At 70.0% G+C, this 19,447-nt stretch carries 17 protein-coding genes; 15 read left to right on the top strand and 2 right to left on the bottom strand.

Annotated features, from left to right (window positions below; all coding sequences use genetic code 11):
* Nucleotides 1–106: 106 nt before the first annotated feature.
* The gene (locus IT359_03340; GenBank protein ID MCC6928007.1) at nt 107–697 is read right to left on the bottom strand and encodes a hypothetical protein; all 591 of its coding nucleotides are present in this window, start codon (nt 695–697) and stop codon (nt 107–109) included.
* A 213-nt stretch (nt 698–910) separates the two neighbouring features.
* Between IT359_03340 and IT359_03335 the strand changes: the two genes are divergently transcribed.
* The 7 genes from IT359_03335 (at nt 911) to IT359_03305 (ending at nt 8,196) form a co-directional block, all read left to right on the top strand.
* Entirely contained in the window at nt 911–1,150 is a 240-nt protein-coding gene (locus tag IT359_03335) for a redoxin domain-containing protein (GenBank protein MCC6928006.1), read from the top strand.
* A gap of 9 nt (nt 1,151–1,159) precedes the next feature.
* The gene (locus IT359_03330; GenBank protein MCC6928005.1) at nt 1,160–1,498 is read left to right on the top strand and encodes a redoxin domain-containing protein; all 339 of its coding nucleotides are present in this window, start codon (nt 1,160–1,162) and stop codon (nt 1,496–1,498) included.
* A 64-nt stretch (nt 1,499–1,562) separates the two neighbouring features.
* Complete coding sequence (locus IT359_03325; protein ID MCC6928004.1) at nt 1,563–2,969, top strand: DUF4147 domain-containing protein; 1,407 nt, start codon at nt 1,563–1,565, stop codon at nt 2,967–2,969.
* A 77-nt stretch (nt 2,970–3,046) separates the two neighbouring features.
* On the top strand, nt 3,047–3,979 hold the full coding sequence (locus tag IT359_03320; protein MCC6928003.1) for a carbon-nitrogen hydrolase: 933 nt from the start codon (nt 3,047–3,049) through the stop codon (nt 3,977–3,979).
* Nucleotides 3,980–3,981: 2 nt separating this feature from the next.
* Entirely contained in the window at nt 3,982–5,055 is a 1,074-nt protein-coding gene (locus tag IT359_03315; protein ID MCC6928002.1) for an agmatine deiminase family protein, read from the top strand.
* 373 nt (nt 5,056–5,428) lie between these two features.
* Nucleotides 5,429–6,484 (top strand): ABC transporter substrate-binding protein, encoded by a 1,056-nt coding sequence (locus tag IT359_03310; protein ID MCC6928001.1) that lies wholly within the window; start codon nt 5,429–5,431, stop codon nt 6,482–6,484.
* Nucleotides 6,481–8,196: a methyl-accepting chemotaxis protein gene (locus IT359_03305; GenBank protein ID MCC6928000.1), complete on the top strand. Its 1,716-nt coding sequence runs from the start codon at nt 6,481–6,483 to the stop codon at nt 8,194–8,196. The genes IT359_03310 and IT359_03305 overlap by 4 nt, the downstream gene beginning before the upstream one ends.
* Before the next feature lie 102 nt (nt 8,197–8,298).
* Here the strand turns inward: IT359_03305 and IT359_03300 are convergent, their stop codons facing one another.
* Nucleotides 8,299–9,102: a hypothetical protein gene (locus tag IT359_03300; protein MCC6927999.1), complete on the bottom strand. Its 804-nt coding sequence runs from the start codon at nt 9,100–9,102 to the stop codon at nt 8,299–8,301.
* A 73-nt stretch (nt 9,103–9,175) separates the two neighbouring features.
* On the opposite strand from IT359_03300, the gene queC reads away from it, so the two are divergent.
* From queC to IT359_03260, 8 genes are all read left to right on the top strand, one after another.
* Nucleotides 9,176–9,943 carry a 7-cyano-7-deazaguanine synthase QueC gene (gene queC, locus IT359_03295; GenBank protein ID MCC6927998.1) on the top strand — a complete coding sequence of 256 codons (768 nt, stop codon included), beginning with the start codon at nt 9,176–9,178 and terminating at the stop codon, nt 9,941–9,943.
* Nucleotides 9,940–10,572, top strand: a complete 633-nt coding sequence (gene queE / locus IT359_03290; GenBank protein ID MCC6927997.1) for a 7-carboxy-7-deazaguanine synthase — start codon at nt 9,940–9,942, stop codon at nt 10,570–10,572. The genes queC and queE overlap by 4 nt, the downstream gene beginning before the upstream one ends.
* A gap of 98 nt (nt 10,573–10,670) precedes the next feature.
* Complete coding sequence (queD, locus tag IT359_03285) at nt 10,671–11,042, top strand: 6-carboxytetrahydropterin synthase QueD (GenBank protein ID MCC6927996.1); 372 nt, start codon at nt 10,671–10,673, stop codon at nt 11,040–11,042.
* 218 nt (nt 11,043–11,260) lie between these two features.
* A complete protein-coding gene (locus IT359_03280) occupies nt 11,261–11,914 on the top strand; it encodes a C40 family peptidase (GenBank protein MCC6927995.1) in 654 nt (217 codons plus the stop codon).
* 353 nt (nt 11,915–12,267) lie between these two features.
* Nucleotides 12,268–13,515 carry an HlyD family efflux transporter periplasmic adaptor subunit gene (locus IT359_03275; protein MCC6927994.1) on the top strand — a complete coding sequence of 416 codons (1,248 nt, stop codon included), beginning with the start codon at nt 12,268–12,270 and terminating at the stop codon, nt 13,513–13,515.
* A gap of 41 nt (nt 13,516–13,556) precedes the next feature.
* Nucleotides 13,557–14,231, top strand: coding sequence for an ABC transporter ATP-binding protein (locus IT359_03270; protein MCC6927993.1), 675 nt, complete (start codon nt 13,557–13,559; stop codon nt 14,229–14,231).
* Nucleotides 14,232–14,392: 161 nt separating this feature from the next.
* Nucleotides 14,393–16,801: an ABC transporter permease gene (locus IT359_03265; GenBank protein ID MCC6927992.1), complete on the top strand. Its 2,409-nt coding sequence runs from the start codon at nt 14,393–14,395 to the stop codon at nt 16,799–16,801.
* A 115-nt stretch (nt 16,802–16,916) separates the two neighbouring features.
* The gene (locus IT359_03260) at nt 16,917–19,400 is read left to right on the top strand and encodes an ABC transporter permease (protein ID MCC6927991.1); all 2,484 of its coding nucleotides are present in this window, start codon (nt 16,917–16,919) and stop codon (nt 19,398–19,400) included.
* The last annotated feature ends 47 nt before the right edge of the window (nt 19,401–19,447 follow it).

The following is a 19,447-nucleotide window of genomic DNA, read 5'->3' as shown; positions in this document are numbered from 1 at the left end:
GCTCGTCAGGCGCGCTCGTCAGGCGCGACCGTCAGGCGCGCGCTCGTCAGGCGCGACCGTCGCGAGCGCGCGTTAGGCGCCGGCGACCGCGCCTGCGTCACGACGTCTAGCGCCGGCGCACGTCGATCTTCTCGCCGTACACGGCACCCAGCAGCCCGCCAGCCGCCGCGCCGATGATGGCCCCCTTGAGGGTGTTGCGCGTGCTGGCCACGCCAATCGCGGCGCCGGCAGCCGCACCGATGATCGCGTCGCGCTTGGTGTGCTTCACGACCGGCTCCTCGCCGTAGACACCGCCGCCGCCGTTGGCCGAGCCGGCGCTGGTGTACACCGGCTCGCTCGCCGGCGCGGGGGCGCGACGAATCACGCGCGGCGCCGGCGCCTGACGATACACCACCTGCTGCGGCGCCTGCTGATACACCGGCTGCGGATAGTACTGCGGCGGGTACCCCTGCTGCGGGTAGTAACCCTGCGGGTAGTACCCCTGCGGCGGATAGCCGTATCCCTGCTCGGTGGGCGAGACGTACATCTGCGGCTGGTACGGCTGTGCCTGCGAGGCCAACGAGAGATCGTTGCGCAGCGCCTGGTCGAGCGCCGCCGTCTGCTCCTTCCCGCCGCACGCGGCGAGCGCAACGATGGCGATGGTGGCGACGGTGGCAGCTACGCGACCCGCGGATTCGAACGCACGAGAGATCGACATGGAACCCTCCGGTGGGGGCATGGTGGTTGTCGTCCGGAAGGGCACGGGGCGTGCCGACTGTCCCGCTCTTGCGCCGCAACGACTTACGTCGACGGGTGTCCCCGACACGGACACCCGGGTGTCCTCTCGCGGTCACGTCGGCGATCGGTGTCGCGAGTTGCAAATCACCGCGTGTCTCCCCCAGTTTGTCTGCTCACCCGCTTGGACAGGCACATGCGATTCACTTCGGTCAGGCTCGGGACGATGGCAGCGGCCATCGCACTCGCCGTCGCGCCGTCGGCCGCTGTCGCCCAGCAGGCAGAGACCGGGCCCAGGGTTGGCGACTTGGCACCCGACTTCACGCTGCGCGGCGTCACGATGGACGGCCCGATGAAGGAGGCGATCACGCTCTCCTCGTACAGGGGCAACACGGTGGTGCTCGCCTTCTTCTTCAAGGCGCGGACCAAGGGTTGAACGATCCAGATGGAGGCGTACCGTGATCAGTACGCCACGCTCTTCAATGGGGGGAAGAAGGTGACCCTCATCGGGATCAGCGTCGATCCCGACACCGCGCTCGTTTCGTGGATGAAGGACGCGAACTTCCCATTCATCTTTGCCAGCGATGGCGACGGTGCGGTGGGGCAGCTGTACGGGGCGTACTTGCCCGCCACCAAGCTCGACAACCGTTCGCTGTACGTGATCGGGCCCGACGGAAAGATCGCCTACAAGGCGCAACCATTCCGGCAGTCGTCGGCAGACGCGTACACGGAGCTGGGTGCCGTGATCGACAGGCTCTCGCCGCCAGCGGGCGGTTCGGACTGACAGCTGCAACGCCCCGGCAACCATCGCCGGGGCGTTGCACGCTTCTCGGGTGTACGTTTCACCCATGATCGCCGACGACGCCCCCGTCCCGCCCACCCCCTCCCGCCCGGCGCCAGGGGCGCACAGCGCCGCGCGCACGCTGGCCGAGTCGCTCTTCGCCGCCGCCGTGCGCGGCGCCGATCCGTACGACGCCACCGAACGCGCACTCGATCGCTCGGCGTTAGGCATCGCGGTGGGGGCCCGGCCATGGATCATCGCCACGGGCAAGGCGGCAGCGCCGATGGCGCGCGCGACGATCGACGTCCTCGCCTCGGTGGAACGCATCGTCGAGGGAGGGCTCGTCGTGACGAGCGACACTGGTGCCACGGCCCACCCGCTTCCGGTCATCGTCGGCGACCACCCGCTCCCTGGCGCCGGCTCCGGCCACGCCGCCGACGCCGTGTTGCGCCTGCTGCCGCTCATCCAACCCGGTGACGATGTCTTCGTCCTGCTGTCGGGGGGTGCATCGAGCCTGATGGCGGCGCCGGTGGAGGGAATTCCAGAGGCGGCGATGCTCGCGCTCTTCCAGGGATTGCACCGCAGCGGCGCCCCCATCGCGGTGATGAACGCCTTCCGCAAGCGCGTCATGCGCTGGGGCGGCGGGCGACTCGGCGCCGCGCTGGGTGGGGCCGGCGCGCGCGTCACCTGCCTCATCGCGTCGGACGTCATTGGCGACGACCCGGCGTCGATTGCCTCCGGCCCCTGCAGCGCGGATCGCCACTCCGCCGCCGACCTCATCGAGCTCGCCCAGCAGCAGCGCCTGTGGCCGGCGATTCCCGATCCGGTCCGCACCTACCTGGACCATACGCTCACCGGGGAGGTGCCGGAAACTCCAAAGCTCGGCAGCGAGACGCTGCGCGGCATCGAGCCGCGGATCATCCTTGGCAATGCCGACGCGCTCGACGCGGCGCAGGCGGCAGCGCGCGGGCTCGGTATCACGGTGCGCGTTGCCCCCACACCGATCACTGGCGCGGCCCGCTCCACCGGCGACGCCATTGCGCGCGCCGCGGTGGTGGCGCGCGCCTCGCTCCCCGGGCGACCGACCCCCGCCGGCCCCCTAACCACGCCGTGCCGGCTGGCGCTGATGTGGGGCGGGGAGACCACCGTGGCGCTCGGCGCCACTCCCGGGGTTGGGGGGCGCGCGCAGGAGCTGGCGCTGGCCGCCGCGCGCGCGCTGCACGACGCCGGTGCGGAAGGGCGCGGCATCACCATCCTCTCCGCCGGCACCGACGGTCGCGACGGCCCCTCCGACGCCGCCGGCGCCATCGTCGACGCACGAACCTGGGCGCGCATCGCCCTCAGCGCTCGCTCACCGGAACGCGACCTGGCCACGCACGATGCCCATCCCGCGCTCGACGCCGCGGGGGCGCTCCTGCGCACGGGGATGACCGGGACCAACGTGAACGACGTGGTGATTGCGCTGATCGAGTGAGCACGGCGCGGCCAACGCTCGAGGTGGGGCGGTCCGGAGCCGTCGACCATTCGTGCGATGGGCAGTAGTTTCCGCACATGCCAAACGCTCCATTCACCGTCGGGCTCGTGCAGGAAGTCGCCGGCTCGCGCACGATCGAGGACAATGTCGCGCGCGCCATTGCCGGCGTGCGCAGTGCGCATGCGCGCGGCGCGCAGGTCATCTGCCTGCAGGAGCTGTTCAACGCGCCATACTTCTGCAAGTCGCTGGATATCAACTGGTTCGACCTGGCCGAGCCCATTCCCGGCCCCACCACCGAGCGCATGCAGGCGCTGGCGCGCGAACTCGCGGTGGTGCTCGTCGTCCCCATGTACGAGCGGCAGGCGGCGGGGCTGTACCGCAACTCGGCGGCAATCATCGACGCCGACGGCACCTTGCTGGGCGTGTATCGCAAGATGCACATCCCGCACGACCCGCTGTTCGAGGAGAAGTACTACTTCACGCCCGGCGACGCGGCCGACACCGCGCCGCGCGACGCCGCGCGCTCACGCGACGCCAACGGTTTTCGCGTCTGGAACACGCGCTACGGAACCGTCGGGGTCCTCATCTGCTGGGACCAGTGGTACCCGGAGGGGGCGCGCATCACGTCGTTGTTAGGCGCCGACGTGCTGTTCTATCCCACCGCCATTGCCTGGCACCCGGGGGAGAAGGCGACGTTCGGCGAGGCGCAGGTGAATGCGTGGCGCACCATCCAGCGCTCGCACGCGATTGCCAACGGCGTCTTCGTCGCGGCCGTCAATCGCGTGGGCTTCGAGGCACAAGCGGGGACCGACGGACTCGAGTTCTTCGGACAGTCGGTCATCTACGATCCGTTCGGGCGCCCGCTCGCCGAAGCGGGGACCGAACCGTCGGTGCTCGTGGCAACGTGCGACCCCAGGCTCATCGAGGAGACGCGGCGCAACTGGCCGTTCTTGCGCGATCGGCGCGTGGATGCGTACGGCGGGATGGTCTCGCGATATCTGGGCGCCTGACGATGTCGACCTCGCAAGAGCGCCTCCCGAACTCCGCGACGCCGTTCCGCATGCCGGCGGAGTGGGAGCGCCACACGGCAACGTGGATCGCGTGGCCGCACCACGAGCCGGATTGGCCGGGCAAGCTCGAGCCCATTCCGTGGGTCTACGCGGAGATCGTGCGCGCGCTGCACCGGTTTGAACGGGTCGAGATCCTCTGTCACGACGAGCAGGTGCGTGAGGATGCGCGCGCCCGGCTGGAAGCGCACGCCTGCGACCCGTCGGGGTACCGGCTGCACGTGGTGCCTAACGACCGCGTCTGGCTGCGCGACTCGGCGCCCACCGCGGTGCACGACGCACAGGGAAAGGTCCACCTCGCCAACTGGCAGTTCAACGCGTGGGCCAAGTACGACAACTACGCGCAGGATGCCCTCGTCGGCGCGGCCGTCGCATCGATCACCGGGCTCCCGCGCTTCGAACCCATGCGCCCGGACGGTGCTGGCCGCGTTGTGCTGGAGGGCGGGGCCATCGAGACCAACGGCGCCGGGTTGTTCATGGTCACCGAGGAGTGCCTCCTGTCGCCCATCCAGGAACGCAACCCGGGGCTCACGCGCGAGGGGTACGAGCAGGTCTTCCGCGACGTGTTGGGCGTGCGGGAGACCGTCTGGTTAGGCGAGGGGTGCGTGGGCGACGACACGCACGGGCACGTGGACGACATTGCGCGGTTTGTCGACGAGTTCACCGTGCTGCTGGCGTACGAGGGCGATCCGGCCGACGAGAACCACCTGCGGTCGTCCGACAACCTGCGGCGCCTCTCACTGGCGGCGAAGGGCGAGCTGCGCGTCGTCACGCTCCCCTATCCACGCGCCGTCATCATGGACGGCCAGCGCCTCCCGGCCAGCTACGCCAACTTCTACGTCGCCAACGGCATCGTGCTCGTCCCCACGTTCAACGACGCCAACGACCGCGTGGCGCTGAACATCATCGCCGAGTGCTTCCCCGACCGACAGGTCGTGGGGATCCATTCGGTCGACCTGGTGTGGGGCCTCGGCACGCTGCACTGCCTGTCCCAGCAGGAGCCGGCGCCGGCGCGCTGAGGAAGCGCTGAGTAAGCGCCGAGGGCGCGCTAACCAAGCGCGCGGCCGCTCGCCGCCCTACGTAACGCACATCACAATCCGAGTGACCGAAGGGGCCCCCATCGCCCTCGGCCCCTCGTGCTCGAGATTGCCCGGCGCAGGCATCTCGTTCCCAGCTTTCGCTGGGACAGGCTTCTCGTCCCCAGCCTTCGCTGGGGCAGGCTTCTCGTCTTCCCGTCTTCTCGTCTTCTCGTCTTCTCCCCCACCGCCGTTGCCGCCCCCCCCACGGAGGCGTCTTTCTCTCGTGGGATACCCTCACCGAAAGCTCGTTCCTCCGCGCCGGTTCGGCGCGCCGCTGGCGCCCCTCCTGCTTGGCGCATGCGTCGCGGCGTCCGTGACCGCCTGCCGCCCCGCGGGCGAGGCGGTGGTCATTGCGGCTGCCGGTAACTGGGACGCCGCCTACGGCGAGATGAACAAGCGCGGAATCGAGCTCGCACTCGAACTCGTCAACCAGGAAGGCGGCGTGCGCGGACATCCGCTGCGCGTCGTGATGCGCAACGACAAGGGCGACGGGACTCGCGCCGTGGCCATCGCCGCCGAGTTCGTGAACGACCCGCAGGTGCTCGCCGTGGTGGGACACGTGAACTCGGGGACGATGATCGCTGCCGCGCGTGTGTACGACGAAGGGCTCGCCGCGGTCTCCACCACCGCCTCCACTCCCGACCTCTCCGGCGTCTCGCCGTGGGTCTTCCGCGTGATCACCAGCGACTCGGTGAACGGGCTCGATCTCGCGCGGCACGCCAGCGCTCGCGGCTTTACGCGCGCCGCGGTGTTGTATGAGAACAATGCCTACGGGCGCGGGCTCGCCGAGTCGTTCGAGCGCAACTTTCGCGGAACCATTGTCGGCAGCGACCCGATTCCCACCGAAGGCGATGGCGACTTTGAACCGTTTGTCGCCTGGATCGCCGGGCGCACGCCCGATGTAGTCTTCGTCGCCGGCACCGAGGCTTCGGGGCTCTCGATCCTGCGCGAGGCGCGCCGCCAGGGCGTCACCTCGGCGTTCTTCGGAAGCGACGGGTGGACCGGCGTGGTGCGCGACACGGCACTCGCCGAGGGGGTCTTTGTCGGCGCCCCCTTCTCCTCGCGCGATCCGCGCCCCGAGGTGCAGCAGTTCACCGCGACCTTTCGCCGGCGCTACGGGATGGACCCCGACGGCAACGCCGCGCTCGCCTACGACGCCACCCGCCTCGTGGCCCGCGCGCTGGCCGACGGTGGCGCATCGCGCGCCGCCGTGCGCGACTGGCTCGCGTCGCGCACCAGCGAGACCGCCTATTCCGGCGTCACCGGCCCCATCTCGTTCCAATCAACCGGCGATGTGGTGGGCAAGGGCTACGTCATGACGCGCGTGCGCCGCGGCGCCCTCGTGCTCGACGGAGGGCGCGGCGAATGATCGAACGCGTGGTGCGCTTCCAGAGCATTCGCCAGCGCCTGCTTGTCTCGTTTGGACTGCTCGTGGCGCTCTTCTGTGCCGCGGGGTTCGCCGGTCGCGCCGCCATCATGCGCATGTCAGGAGTGATTGGCGAAACGCTGGAGACGGTGCAGCAGGACGCGCAGTTCTCGGCGCGACTGTCCGGGGCGGTGACGCAGGAGCTGGCGGCGGCGCAGCGCTATCTCGAGACGCGCGACTCGTCGGCGCAGGCGGACTTCCGTCGCCTCGCGCGCGACGCGCACAGCGCGCAACGCGCCATGAACCTCCAGCACGGACAGTCGGCGCGTGAGATGTCGCTCGTGGCGGCGATCGATGCGCGCCTGTCGGCACTCGAGGTGCGCTACGCACGTGCCCACCGCCTGGCCGATCTCGGCCGGCGCGACGCGGCTGCACTGGAAGGGAGTCGCGCCCGTGCCGGCATCGACTCGCTCCTGAGCGACGTGCGACAACTGGCCTCGCTCAAGTCGCGCGGCGTCGACGCCGCCTCGCTCAAGCTGCGCCGCGACGCGGAACAGCGCGCCACCTGGGTCGTGATCATCATGGCCATCGCCGTGGTGTTGGGGCTCATCGTGGTCTTCAGCACGGTGACGTGGATCGCGCGACCGCTGCGGCAACTGGCGCAACAGGCGCGCGCGCTGAGCGCCGGCGACTTCGCCAATCGCGTGGATGGCGAGCTTCCGGGCGAGTTTCGCGAGCTGGCCGACGCGATGAACATGACGTCGGCCTCGCTGTCACGCGTGGTCTCGGTGACGACGAACACGGCCGACGACGTGGCGCACTCGGCGCGCGACCTTGCCAATGTGTCGGAGCAGATCTCCGCCTCGGCCAACCAGATGGCGTCGTCGATGACGGAGATCTCGACGGGCGCCGAGAGCCAGGTGCGGCAGCTGCGCGCCATCGACGATGCGTTGCGCGCCATCCGCACCAACGCCGACGACGTGGTGTTGAGCGCCGACGAGCTGACGGCGCTGGCGGCGGCGATCGAGGAGACGGCGCGCGCCAAGCGCCTCGAGATCGCGCGCTCGTTAGGGATCCTGACGACGGTGCGGGAAACGGTGCGGGACGCGGCCTCGGAAGTCGACGCGCTCAAGGTGACGGCCGAGGACATCAACAAGCTCGTGGCCTCGGTGGGGCGCATTGCCGAGCAGACCGACCTGCTGGCGCTCAACGCCGCCATCGAGGCGGCGCGCGCGGGCGAGGCGGGGCGCGGTTTTGGCGTCGTGGCCGACGAGGTGCGCAAGCTGGCCGAGCAGGCGCAAGCCGCGGCCGACGACGTGGTGCGCCTCACGCGCGTGGTGACGGCGCAGGTGGGGGCCACGACGCGCGCGATGGAGGTCGGCGTTTCGCAGGTGGAAGAGATCGAGGGAGTATCGCGCAACGTGGACGCCGCGCTCGACAGCATCACCGAATCCGCGGGGCGCACGCGTTCGGCGGCGGGTGGTGCGGCCGAGAAGGCAGAGCGGAACGCCGTCATCGTCGCCACCGCGGCGCGCAGCGTCCAATCGGTCGCGCGAACGGCAGAGGGCTACGCCGCGGCGGCGCAGCAGGTCAGCGCCTCGACGCAGGAGCAGAGCGCGGCGTGCGAGCAGATGAGCTCCGCCTCTACGCAGTTGTTGCAGGGAAGCATGCAGCTGCGCGAGCTGGTGGGGGCGCTGCGCGCCGACGCCGCTTGACGCCCCTGACGCCACCGACGCCGCCTGACGCCGACTGACGCCACCGACGCCGCCTGACGCCGCCCGCGGCGCTGGAAGTCGGGGTGTGGCGGCGTTCCGTGCCTAACGCTTGAGCTGCGAGGTGACCCACGCCTGCGGCTCGAATAGCTCCACCGGGAGCCGCTCGCCTTCCTTCACGCTCACCGACTCGCCGCGGAAGTACAGTCGCCCGTCGCGATAGGCGCGCATGCTGTACGCCACCGGGTAGCCGGCAACCGGCTTGTAGTTGAGGTAGCGCGTCTCGTTCACCGTCACGCGCCCGGCGCGCGTCTCGCGCTGGAGGATGCGGCGCACGAGGAGCGAGTCGGTGTCGACCCAGAACTGCGAACGCGTGCTGTCGCCCGCGGCCGCCCCCACAACCCACACCTCGCGCCCCTCCCACTTGTCCTTGCGGGCGATGGCAAGGTCGAAGCCGAGCGAATCGAGCTGCATGGCTGTGGTGTCCGGCATCTGCGTGTACACGTCGCCGGTGAGAACGAGGAGCGGATGCCACCCCGGCTGCGAGTTGGCCACCTTCCCGTTGGTGAAGGAGTAGAGCTTGCCGTCGGCGTACAGCACGCCACTGCGGGAGGCAAGCGGGACGTAGTCGATGCGCTGGCGTCCGGGGAGGGTGACGTACTGGTTCCACACCTGCCGCGTCTCGCGCCCGTTGGTGCCGATGATGCTGACGTTCTGCTTGTAGGTCAGCGTCATGTAGAACTTCCCGATGTAGCGATCGTTCATCGCCTTGATGACGGTGTGACCATCGGGGGCCGGCGGTTCCTTGGCGGGCGCTGCGGGCGTGGGGGCAACGGACGCCTTGGGGGCACACGCCGCGACCGTCGCAACGACGGCGAGGATGGAAACGGCAGAGGGGAAACGCGGCACGGGGAGGGAGTCGTGGCGTGGAGACTGGTGGTCGGGGCGACTAGGTTCGAGACATTAACACCGCCGTCACCACGTGCCTAGCCAACACCCCCCCCCCACGCGCCGTGCCGTGCTCCTCCTGAGCGGCGGCCTCGACTCCACGACGCTCCTCGCCGTTGCCCGGCACGAGGGGTATGCGGTGCATGCCCTCTCGTTTCGCTACGGCCAGCGCCATGGCGCCGAGATCGCGGCCGCCCAGCACGTGGCGCGCGAACTCGGCGTGGCGCAGCACGTGATTGCCGACATCGACCTGCGCATGTTCGGCGGCTCGGCGCTCACGGGCGACCTGGCGGTTCCCAAGGACCGTCCGCTGGACGAACCCTCGAACGAGATCCCGGTCACGTATGTCCCGGCGCGCAACACGATCTTCCTTGCGTTTGCCCTGGCGTGGGCCGAGGTGCTGGAGGCAGGCGACATCTTCATCGGGGTGAACGCACTGGACTACAGCGGCTATCCCGACTGCCGACCGGAGTACATCGCCGCCTTCGAGCGGATGGCGAACCTCGCCACGCGCGCCGGTGTGGAAGGGACGCGCCCGGTCACCCTCCGCACGCCGCTCATGGCGCTCACCAAGCGGGAGATCATCACGCTCGGCGTTTCGTTAGGCGTGGACTACGGGATCACGACGAGCTGCTACGATCCCGCAGCCGACGGCGCCGCCTGCGGCCATTGTGATGCCTGCCTGCTGAGGCGACGCGGCTTTCACGAAGCCGGCATCCGCGACCCCACGCGCTACGCGCACGACGCCTCCTCGCACACGCCGGACCCTCTCCCGCCCCCCGTCCCCCGTCCCCCGTCCTGATGTACACGGTGAAGGAGATCTTCTACACGTTGCAGGGCGAAGGTGCGCACGCCGGGCGCCCCGCCGTCTTTTGCCGCTTTGCCGGGTGCAATCTGTGGACGGGGCGCGAGGCAGATCGGGAGTCGGCGGCGTGCCCGTTCTGCGACACCGATTTCGTGGGGGTGGGCCCCGACGGCGGCAAGTTCGCCACCGCCCAGGCACTCGCCGACGCGGTGCGCAAGCGCTGGCCAGCGGGGGGCGGCGGCAAGCCGTATGTGGTGTGCACGGGCGGAGAGCCGCTGTTGCAGCTGGACGAGGAAGCCGTGCGCGCCCTGCACGCCGCCGGCTTCGAGGTCGCGGTGGAGACCAACGGCACCCAACCCGCGCCGCCGGGGCTGGACTGGATCTGCGTCAGCCCCAAGGGCGCCACCGAGTTGCGCCTGACGGCCGGGAACGAACTCAAGCTCGTCTACCCGCAAGCGGACGCCCCCCCCGAACGGTTCGAGCACTACCAGTTCCGCCACTTCTCGCTCCAACCCATGGACGGCCCGCAGCGCGCCGAGAACACCGAAGCCGCCATCCGCTACTGCCTGGCTCACCCCCAGTGGCACCTGAGCCTGCAGACCCACAAGACTCTCGGCCTCCGGTAAGGCAGTCGTCTCGTCCCCAGCCTTCACTGGGACAGGCTTCTCGTTCCCAGCCTTCGCTGGGACAGGCTTCTCGTCCTCTCGTCTTCTGCCCCTTCCCGATGCTCGTATTCAAGGAATTCAGCTTCGAGGCCGCGCATCGCCTCCCCAACGTTCCACCAGAACACAAGTGTGCGCGCCTGCACGGGCATTCATTCCATGTGAAGGTGACCGTGCGGGGCGACGTGGGCGCGGAAACGGGGTGGGTCATGGACTTCGCCGACATCAAGCGCGCATTCTCCCCGATCCACGACCAGCTCGATCACCGATATCTCAACGACGTCGCAGGGCTGGAGAATCCCACCAGCGAGGTCCTCGCGAAGTGGATCTGGCGCTCCCTTGTCCCCGCCCTTCCGGGGCTGGCCGAGATCCAGGTCCGGGAGACGTGTACGTCGGGGTGTATCTACCGCGGGGATCAGGACGCCGGCTCCTGAAGCCGCGGTATCACCGAATGAAGCCGGGGTACTGACCAGCTGGCCAGTGCAAAGTTGGGCGGTGTGACGTGGGTCCTCTTACCGATGCCGACTCGGCAGGTAGTTTCCCCGCCGGCTCGGCAGCAGTCTGTGGTATGCCGAGTGTGCGGCGTGCCGCACCGCCTGGATCTCGCTCGATCGCCTTGCAGTAGAGCCGCAACGAACGCCAACCCAGCGCAATGCCCCGCTTCGCCAGACTGTTCGCGCTTGCCCTCACGCTGACGCTCGTGCTCTCGCACGACGCGTTCGCGCAGCGGAGCACGAGGCAGAAGCGGGTACGCCGGAAGCCGTTCGCCGCCTTCAGCGAGTCGGCGCAGCGCCTCAAGGATTCGCTCTCCATCCGCATGAGCGAGCCCCATGAAGTGGCGGCGCTCTCCACCGACATGCCGCTGCTCACCGTGTCGTCGCTCACCGCGGAATCGGCGATGCGCGACTCGCTCCTGACAGTGGCCAGGTCGCAGATCGGGGCGCGGTATCGGCTGGGGGCGCAGGCGCCGGGCAAGGCCTTCGACTGCAGCGGGTTGATTCGCTACGTGATGGGAGCGCTCTCGTTCACCCTCCCGCGCACCGCGCACGAGCAGTCGAAGTTTGGCCGCGAGGTGGCGCGCGACACGGCGAACCTGCGCCCGGGCGACCTGCTGACCTTCGGGACCAAGCGCCGCATCACCCACATCGGGATCTACGCGGGCGACGGCAAGGTGATCCACGCCAGCACGTCGCGGCGCCAGGTGGTGGAGACCTCGCTGGCCTCGCTGGGCCCCACCCTTCTGCGAAAGTGGCAGAGTGCGCGCCGACTGATCACGCTCGCCGACAGCACGGGGGACGCGCAGTAGGCGCTCGGCGATTCCGGCGCGACGTTCTCTTCGATCTCCTGGTGGCGGCCCGTTCGGGGCCGTTTTTCTTAGAGGGGAGCGTGTGTGTGGGCGCGACCTGGCGCGGTCTGGCGGGAGAGCGCGAGCGAATGCGGCGTGGGCGCGGAGGGTGAGAGTGTCCGCTTCCGGACATCGCGTCCCACCAGCGCACACCACGGGGATCGGCGCGCGCGCCGGCGTGCTGCCTAACGCTTTCCCCGTCAACGACTTGCGCTGAACCGTATCGCGGCACGGGACTTCCCTTGGACAGGGGCGAAACCGCGGCGCCGCCGCGGTTGTCCAATTCGCCGACTACATCCGCCGAACCCGCCCTCGTGGACATCAAGCGAGCACCACAGAAGAAGACCAAGCGCAACCTGCTCATCGCCGGCGCGGTCGTCGCCGTGGTGGCGACTACGTTGGCGCTGAGCAACCTGGAGGCGCGCCCCCCCGGCGTTTCGCGCAGTGAGTTGTGGGTCGACTCGGTGCAGCGCGGGACGATGATCCGGCAGGTGCGCGCGCCGGGAACGCTGGTGCCGGAGAACATCCGCTACGTGGCGGCGGTGACGGCGGGGCGTGTGGAAGCGCGCCCGTTGCGCCCGGGGTCGCAGGTGACCGCCAGCACCGTGCTGCTGGAGCTCTCCAACCCGGAAGTGCAGCTGCAGGCGCTCGAGGCGCAGCGGCAACTGACGCAAGCGGAGCAGGACTTCGTCACCTTGCGCACCACGCTGGAGACCAACCGTCTCAACCAGGCGTCGCAGGTGGCGCAGATCAAGACGCTGCGGGCCAACGCGCTGCGCGACGCGGGGGTCTTCGAGGGGCTCGACTCCAAGGGGCTGTCGTCGAAGAACGAGGTGGAGAAGGCGCGCGACGCGGTCAAGGAGCTGGAAGACCGACTCGAGTTCGAGACCAAGCGCCTGGAGATCCTCACCGGCGCGATGTCGGAGCAGCTGGGGAAGGCGAAGGCGAACGTGGAACAGATGCGTGCGGTGGCGCGCTTCCAGCAGGAGCGCGTGGCCTCCATGCGCGTGCTCTCCGGGCTGGACGGCCAGCTGCAAACGCTGCCGCTGGAGCTGGGGCAGTGGGTGGTGCCGGGACAGACGCTGGCCACCGTGGCACAGCCGGGGCGGCTCAAGGCGGTGCTGCGGGTTCCCGAGACGCAGGCAAAGGACATCGTGCTGGGGCAGAAGACGGCGGTCGACACGCGCAACGGGATCATCAACGGCAAGGTGATGCGCGTCGACCCGATCTCGACCAACGGGACGGTGACGGTGGAGGTCGCGCTCGAGGGAGAGCTTCCCAAGGGGGCGCGCGCCGACCTGTCGGTGGACGGGGTGATCGAGCTCGAACGGCTCGACGATGTGCTGTACGTGGGGCGCCCGGCGTACGGGCAACCGGAACAGGCGGTGGGGCTGTTCCGCATCGAGGCCGACGGCAAGAACGCCACGCGCATCAGCGTCAAGCTGGGGCGGGCGTCGGTGAGTACCATCGAGGTGCTGCAGGGCCTTCAGACGCGCGACAGCGTCATCATCTCCGACATGTCGCGTTTCGACAACGTCAACCGGGTGAGAATCGAGCGATGACCATGCCTAACGACCTGCCGGCCGCGGAACCCCTCATCCGCATGACGGGGATCAAGAAGATCTTCTACACCGACGAGGTGGAGACGCATGCACTGGCCGACATCCACCTGGACATCCGTCCTGGCGAGTACGTCGCCATCAACGGCCCGTCGGGGTGCGGCAAGACGACGCTCCTCTCGATTCTCGGTCTCCTCGACACGCCAACCGGCGGGACGTACATGCTCTCCAGCGAGGACGTGTCCAACCTCTCGGCGGCCGACCGGGCGCGCATCCGCAACCGGCAGATCGGCTTCATCTTCCAGGCGTTCAACCTCATCGGCGACCTCACCGTCTACGAGAACGTCGAGCTGCCGCTGACGTATCGCGGAATGGGGGCGGCCGAGCGCAAGAAGCGCGTGCACGACGCGCTGGAGCGCGTGGGGATGTCGCATCGCGTGAAGCACTATCCGTCGCAGCTGTCGGGCGGCCAGCAGCAACGCGTGGCGGTGGCGCGCGCGGTGGCGGGCGACCCGGCGATCCTCCTGGCCGACGAGCCGACGGGGAACCTCGACTCGACGAACGGCGAGGCGGTGATGGAGCTGTTGCGTGAGCTGCATCGCGGCGGCGCGACGATCTGCATGGTGACGCACGATCCGCGCTACGCGCGCCACGCCGACCGGTCGATTCACCTGTTTGACGGGCGTGTGGTGGACGAGATGGCGGGGGCGCCGGTGTGAGGCCCGCCCCTCGCCTCGGTGCCGTCATCGTCGTGTTGACGTTAGGCAGCGCCGTCGTGGTGGCGGGACTCTCGACGCTCATGGCGTTCTGGAAGGGATAGGTACGTCCCGTGCGCGGCGCCACCTCGCGGCCGCGCCCCACCATCGCTGGAGCGCGCCGCATGGACTCCATCGCGCAGGACATTCGCTTCGCCTTCCGCTCGCTGGCCAAGTCACCGACGTTCACGGCGGCGGCGACCATCTGCGTGGCGCTCGGCATTGCGGCGAACGTCTTCATCTGGACGCCGCTCAACACGCTGCTCGTGCGCCCCATGCCGTTCGCCGACTCGGAACGGGTGATGCACCTGAGCATGTGGCGCACCACGGGTGAGCGGCACACGTACGGGAGCTGGTCGTACGACGACTACCGCGATGTGGCGGAGCTGCCCGGCACCTTCGCCGCCGTGGGGGCGAGCCTCGCGGGCACGTGGAACGTGGGTGGGATGGAGCAACCGGAGCGCGTGAACGGGTCGCGCGTGTCGGCGTCGCTCTTCCCGATGCTGGGGCTGCGCGCCGAGCGGGGGCGCTTCATCCGCCCCGACGAGGAGGAGGCGGGGCGCGTCGCGGTGATCAGCTCGGGGCTGTGGGAACGGCGCTTTGCCTCGGACCCGAACGTGGTGGGGCGCAGCGTGCTGATCGACGGCGAGGCGCATACCATCGTTGGGGTGATGCAACGCGGGGTGCGCTACCCGGAACAGGACGACCTCTGGCTCCCGCTGGCGCCGGCCTCGATGCGCGGGCATCGCGACGCGCGCGCATATCAGGTGGCGGCGCGCCTCGCGCCCGGGGTCACGGTCGCGCAGGCTGACGCGCGCGTGGCGGCGCTGATGCGCCAGAACGCCCTCCGTTATCCAACGACCAACAGCGAGTGGAGCTCGTGGATCGTCCCGGGGAACGACCTCGTCGCACGCGAGGTGAGGGCGATCTTCCTCATCATGCTCGGCGCGGTGGGCTTCGTGCTGCTGATTGCCTGTGCCAACGTGGCCAACCTCCTGCTGGCGCGCGGCGCCTCGCGGCACCGCGAGGTGGCAGTGCGGATGGCGGTGGGGGCATCGCGCGCCCGGATCGTGCGACAGCTACTCACCGAGAGCATCCTCCTCTCGATTGGCGGCGGGGTGCTGGGGCTCCTGGTGGGGGCGTGGAGCGTGGAGTTCTTCACGCAGCGGATGATGCCGACCACCGTCCCGTACTGGATGACGTTCGACGTGGACCGGACGGTGGTGCTCGTGACCACGGCGACGACGCTGCTGACGGGACTCGTCTTCGGCGCCGTCCCGGCGTGGCAGCTCTCGCGTCCCGCGTTAGGCGAGACGTTGAAGGATGCCGGCGGGCGCGGCGGCAGCGGCACGGCGAAGGTGGGGCGCACGCGCGCCACGCTGGTCGTGACCGAGCTGTCGCTGTCGCTGGTGCTCCTCGTCGGCGCGGGGCTGATGGTGAAGAGCTTCCTGCAGACGATGCAGGCCGACCTGGGCTTCGCCACGGAGAACCTGCTCACCTTCGACCTGGCGCCAACGGGCGCGCGGTACGCAACCGACAGCGCGCGCGCTGCCTTCCGCGCGGTCCTCGATGAACGGCTGCGCGCCATCCCGGGAGTGGCCGACGTGGGGACGATCGACCGCCAACTGGTGGCCGACTGCTGCAGGGAATCGCCGTACTACCCGGAGGGGAAGGAGTACCGCGAAGGCGGGGCGCCCTCCGCGAGTTTGCTGCGCGTGTCGCCGTCGTACCTCTCCACGCTGCGCGTCCCCGTGCGCCGCGGCCGCCCGATCGCGGAGGACGAGGCCCGCATCGACGCCCCGGTCGTGATGATCGACGAGATGCTCGCCCAGCGCGAATGGCCGGGGGAGTCGCCGATCGGCAAGCTGTTGGTCGTTGGGGCGCCGACGGCGGCGCCGCGCACGGTGATTGGCGTGGTGCCCAATCTGGTGACGCGCAGCGTGATGGATCGCCGTCGACCGCAACTCATCGTGCCGCTCCCGCCGGGCGCCGCGGGGTCGACCGGGATCGCGGTGCGCGGGATCGCCGATGCGGCGGCGCTGACCGCGGCGGTGCGCGCGGCGGTGACGTCGATCGACCCCGACCTCCCGCTGGCGCGCCTGGCCACGATGGACTTCGTGGTGCGTGACCGGATGTTCCAGCCGAGGGTGTTCGGGTCGATGTTTGCCGTGTTCGCGATCGCCGCGTTGCTGCTGGCGACCATCGGGCTGTACGGCGTGATGTCGTACCTCGTGGCGCAACGCACCCGGGAACTCGGGGTGCGCATCGCGCTCGGCGCCACCGCGGGTGATGTGATGCGCCTGGTGCTGCGCGGGGCGCTGCGACTGATCGGCATCGGCTTCGCGATCGGCATCCCGGCAGCGGTGGTGCTGTCGCAGCTCCTGCGCGGTGCGCTCTATCGCGTGAGCGCGACCGACCCCATCACGCTGATCGGTGTCTCGCTGACGCTCGGCGCCGTGGCGCTGCTCGCCAGCTGGATCCCGGCGCGACGGGCGACGCGCGTGGACCCGGTGCGCGCGCTGCGCGCCGATTGAACGCCGATTGAACGCCGACTGAACGCCGAGCCGCCACGACACCAGCGCTCGCACATGGGCCTTGCATCCTCATCCCGACTGTCGCTGCCAGCTTCCCTTCTCGCCTGACGACGCCATGATGCCCGACTTTCGCGTGGCCCTGCGTGCCCTGGCGCGCACCCCGCTCTCGTCAGCGGCCGCCGTCCTGACGCTCGCGCTGGGAATCGGCGCGACGACGGCCATCTACGGTGTGGTGGAGGCGACGATGCTGCGCGCGCTCCCGTGGCAGGGGAGCGACCGGCTGATGGACCTTTCCATCACCGTGCGCCCGCCCAACGAGGAGACGCAGGCGATCGTGTGGTCGTATCCCAAGTTCGAAACGATGCGCTCGCTGCAGCGTTCGTACGAGGGAGTGGCCGCCTACACGACGCAGGAGTTGCTGCTGTCGGGGGGCGACGGGAGCGAGCGCTTGCGCATGGAGCTCGTCTCGGGGAACTACTTCACGTTGCTGCGTGCCCCGCTGGCGCTGGGGCGCGGGCTGCAGCCGGGCGACGATACGCCGCAGGCGGCGCCGGTGGCGGTCCTGAGCCATGCGCTCTTCATGCGGCGTTTTGGCGGCGATTCCTCGCTCATTGGCCGGACGATCGTGCTGGAGCGCGACCCCGTGACCGTGGTCGGCGTTGCACCTGCCGGCTTTCGCGGGCTGAGCGGGGAGGTGGCGCTGTGGGCCCCGATCTCGGCCGCACCTCGCTTCTCCTACCCGGAGATCCTCCGCGAGCGCTGGAACCACTCGTTCGACGCGGTGGGGCGGCTGCGCGACGGCGTGAGCGCGGCCAGCGCCTCCGCGGAGATGCTCGCGTTAGGGCGGCAGGTGGAGGCGGCGCATCCGCTCCCCGAGGCGGGGGACGGCGCGGTGTGGGGGGCGCGCGCCGTCACGCTGCGCGAGGCGCGCGAGGACGCGTCGCTCTCGCGCTCGGTCCTCGTCCTCTTCGGGGCGGTGGCCTGCGTCCTCCTCATTGCGTGCGTGAACGTGGCCAACCTCCTCCTGGCGCGCGCCGCCGTGCGCACGCGCGAGTTTGCCGTGCGCGTCGCCATTGGCGCCAGGCGCTCCCAGGTGGCGGCGCAACTGCTGGCCGAGACGTTGCTGCTGTCGCTCACGGGCGGCGTGCTGGGCATCCTGGTCGCGAGCTGGTCCACCGAGGCCGTGCGCACCCTCGTCCCCGCGAGCGGCGGCCACCTGCGCACGCAAACGGCGCAGTTCCTCGACCTGTCGGCCGTGCGGCTGGACGGTCGCGTCCTCGCGTTCGGGTTGGCGCTGTCGCTCGTGACGGGGACGTTGTGCGGCGTGGTGCCCGCGCTACGCGCCTCGCGCCCGCGACTGGGCGAGGCGCTCAAGGACGGCGCCGGCGCATCGTCGGAGGGCGGACTCACCTTTCGGCGTGGGCGCTCGCGTGCGCTCCTCGTCACGGGGAACGTTGCGCTCTCGCTCCTCCTGCTCGTGGGCGCTGGGCTCCTCTCCCGATCGTTTGCCAAGGCGCGCGGCGTCGATGCGGGGTTCGACGCCCGCGGCGTCTACACGATGCGTGTGCAGCCGCCGCGCGACTCGATGTTTGCCGGCTCGCGCGCCACGGCGTTCCGCACATCGCTCGTGTCGCGACTGGGCGCCCTTCCCGGCGTCACCGCGGTCGGCACCGACGAGTGCGCGCCGCTCTCGGAGGAGTGCCCCGGGACGATCGTCCTGAGCGTGGACGGCGTCGCGCTTCCCGAATCGGGCGCACGCCCCAGCATCGGCGTGCACGTCGTGAACGACGGCTACCTGAAGGCGGTGGGCGGACGCCTGATCGCCGGGCGATTCCTCGATGCGCGCGATCGCGAGGGCGCCCCGATGGCGGCGGTGATCAACTTGGCGGCGGCTCAGCGCCTCTTCCCGCGGGGCGACGCGGTGGGCAAGTCGATCGGGATAGGCTTCGGCGCCTGGAATCGCGCGGAGATTGTCGGCGTCATCGACAACATCAACTACGGAGCGGTGGGGCGCGAGCCGCACGCGGAGTTCTACGGCTCGTACCTGCAGGTCACGTGGGGGCGCGGGCTCTACTTCATGCGGACGGCGGGCGACCCCATGCAGCTGGCGGCCAGCGCGCGCAGCGCGGTGCGCGCCGAGAGTCGCGACCTGGCAGTGTACGACGAACGCACGCTGGAGCAGCGCGCTGGGAGCGCGCTCGGTCGCATCCGGTTCGGTGCGTATCTCCTGGGCGCCTTCGCGCTCCTGGGGCTCGTGCTGGCCATCATCGGGATCTACGCGGCGCTGGCCTACACCGTCTCGCTGCGCACGCGCGAGTTGGGGATCCGCATGGCGCTGGGCGCGGTGCGTCGCGAGGTCGTGACGCTCATCATGGGGCGGGCGATGCTGCTGGCGAGCGTGGGGGCGGCGGTGGGGCTGGCGCTGGCATGGGGCGGCGCCCGCCTCCTGCGCGGGCTGGTGTTCGGCATCAGCGCCACCGATCCCCTCACCTTCGCCACGCAGACGCTCCTCATCCTCCTCGTGTGCGCGCTGGCCGCCTACCTTCCGGCGCGACGCGCCTCGCGCCTCGATCCCGTGCAAGCGCTGCGCAGTCAGTAGACTCCACGGGTTCCATTCTCCCGTCTCCCGTCTCCCCTCTCCCGTCT

The organism is Gemmatimonadaceae bacterium, assembly GCA_020852815.1.
GTDB lineage: Bacteria > Gemmatimonadota > Gemmatimonadetes > Gemmatimonadales > Gemmatimonadaceae > SCN-70-22.
Note: the sequence above shows the minus strand (reverse complement) of the source record. Positions and strands in the feature narration are given on the sequence as shown.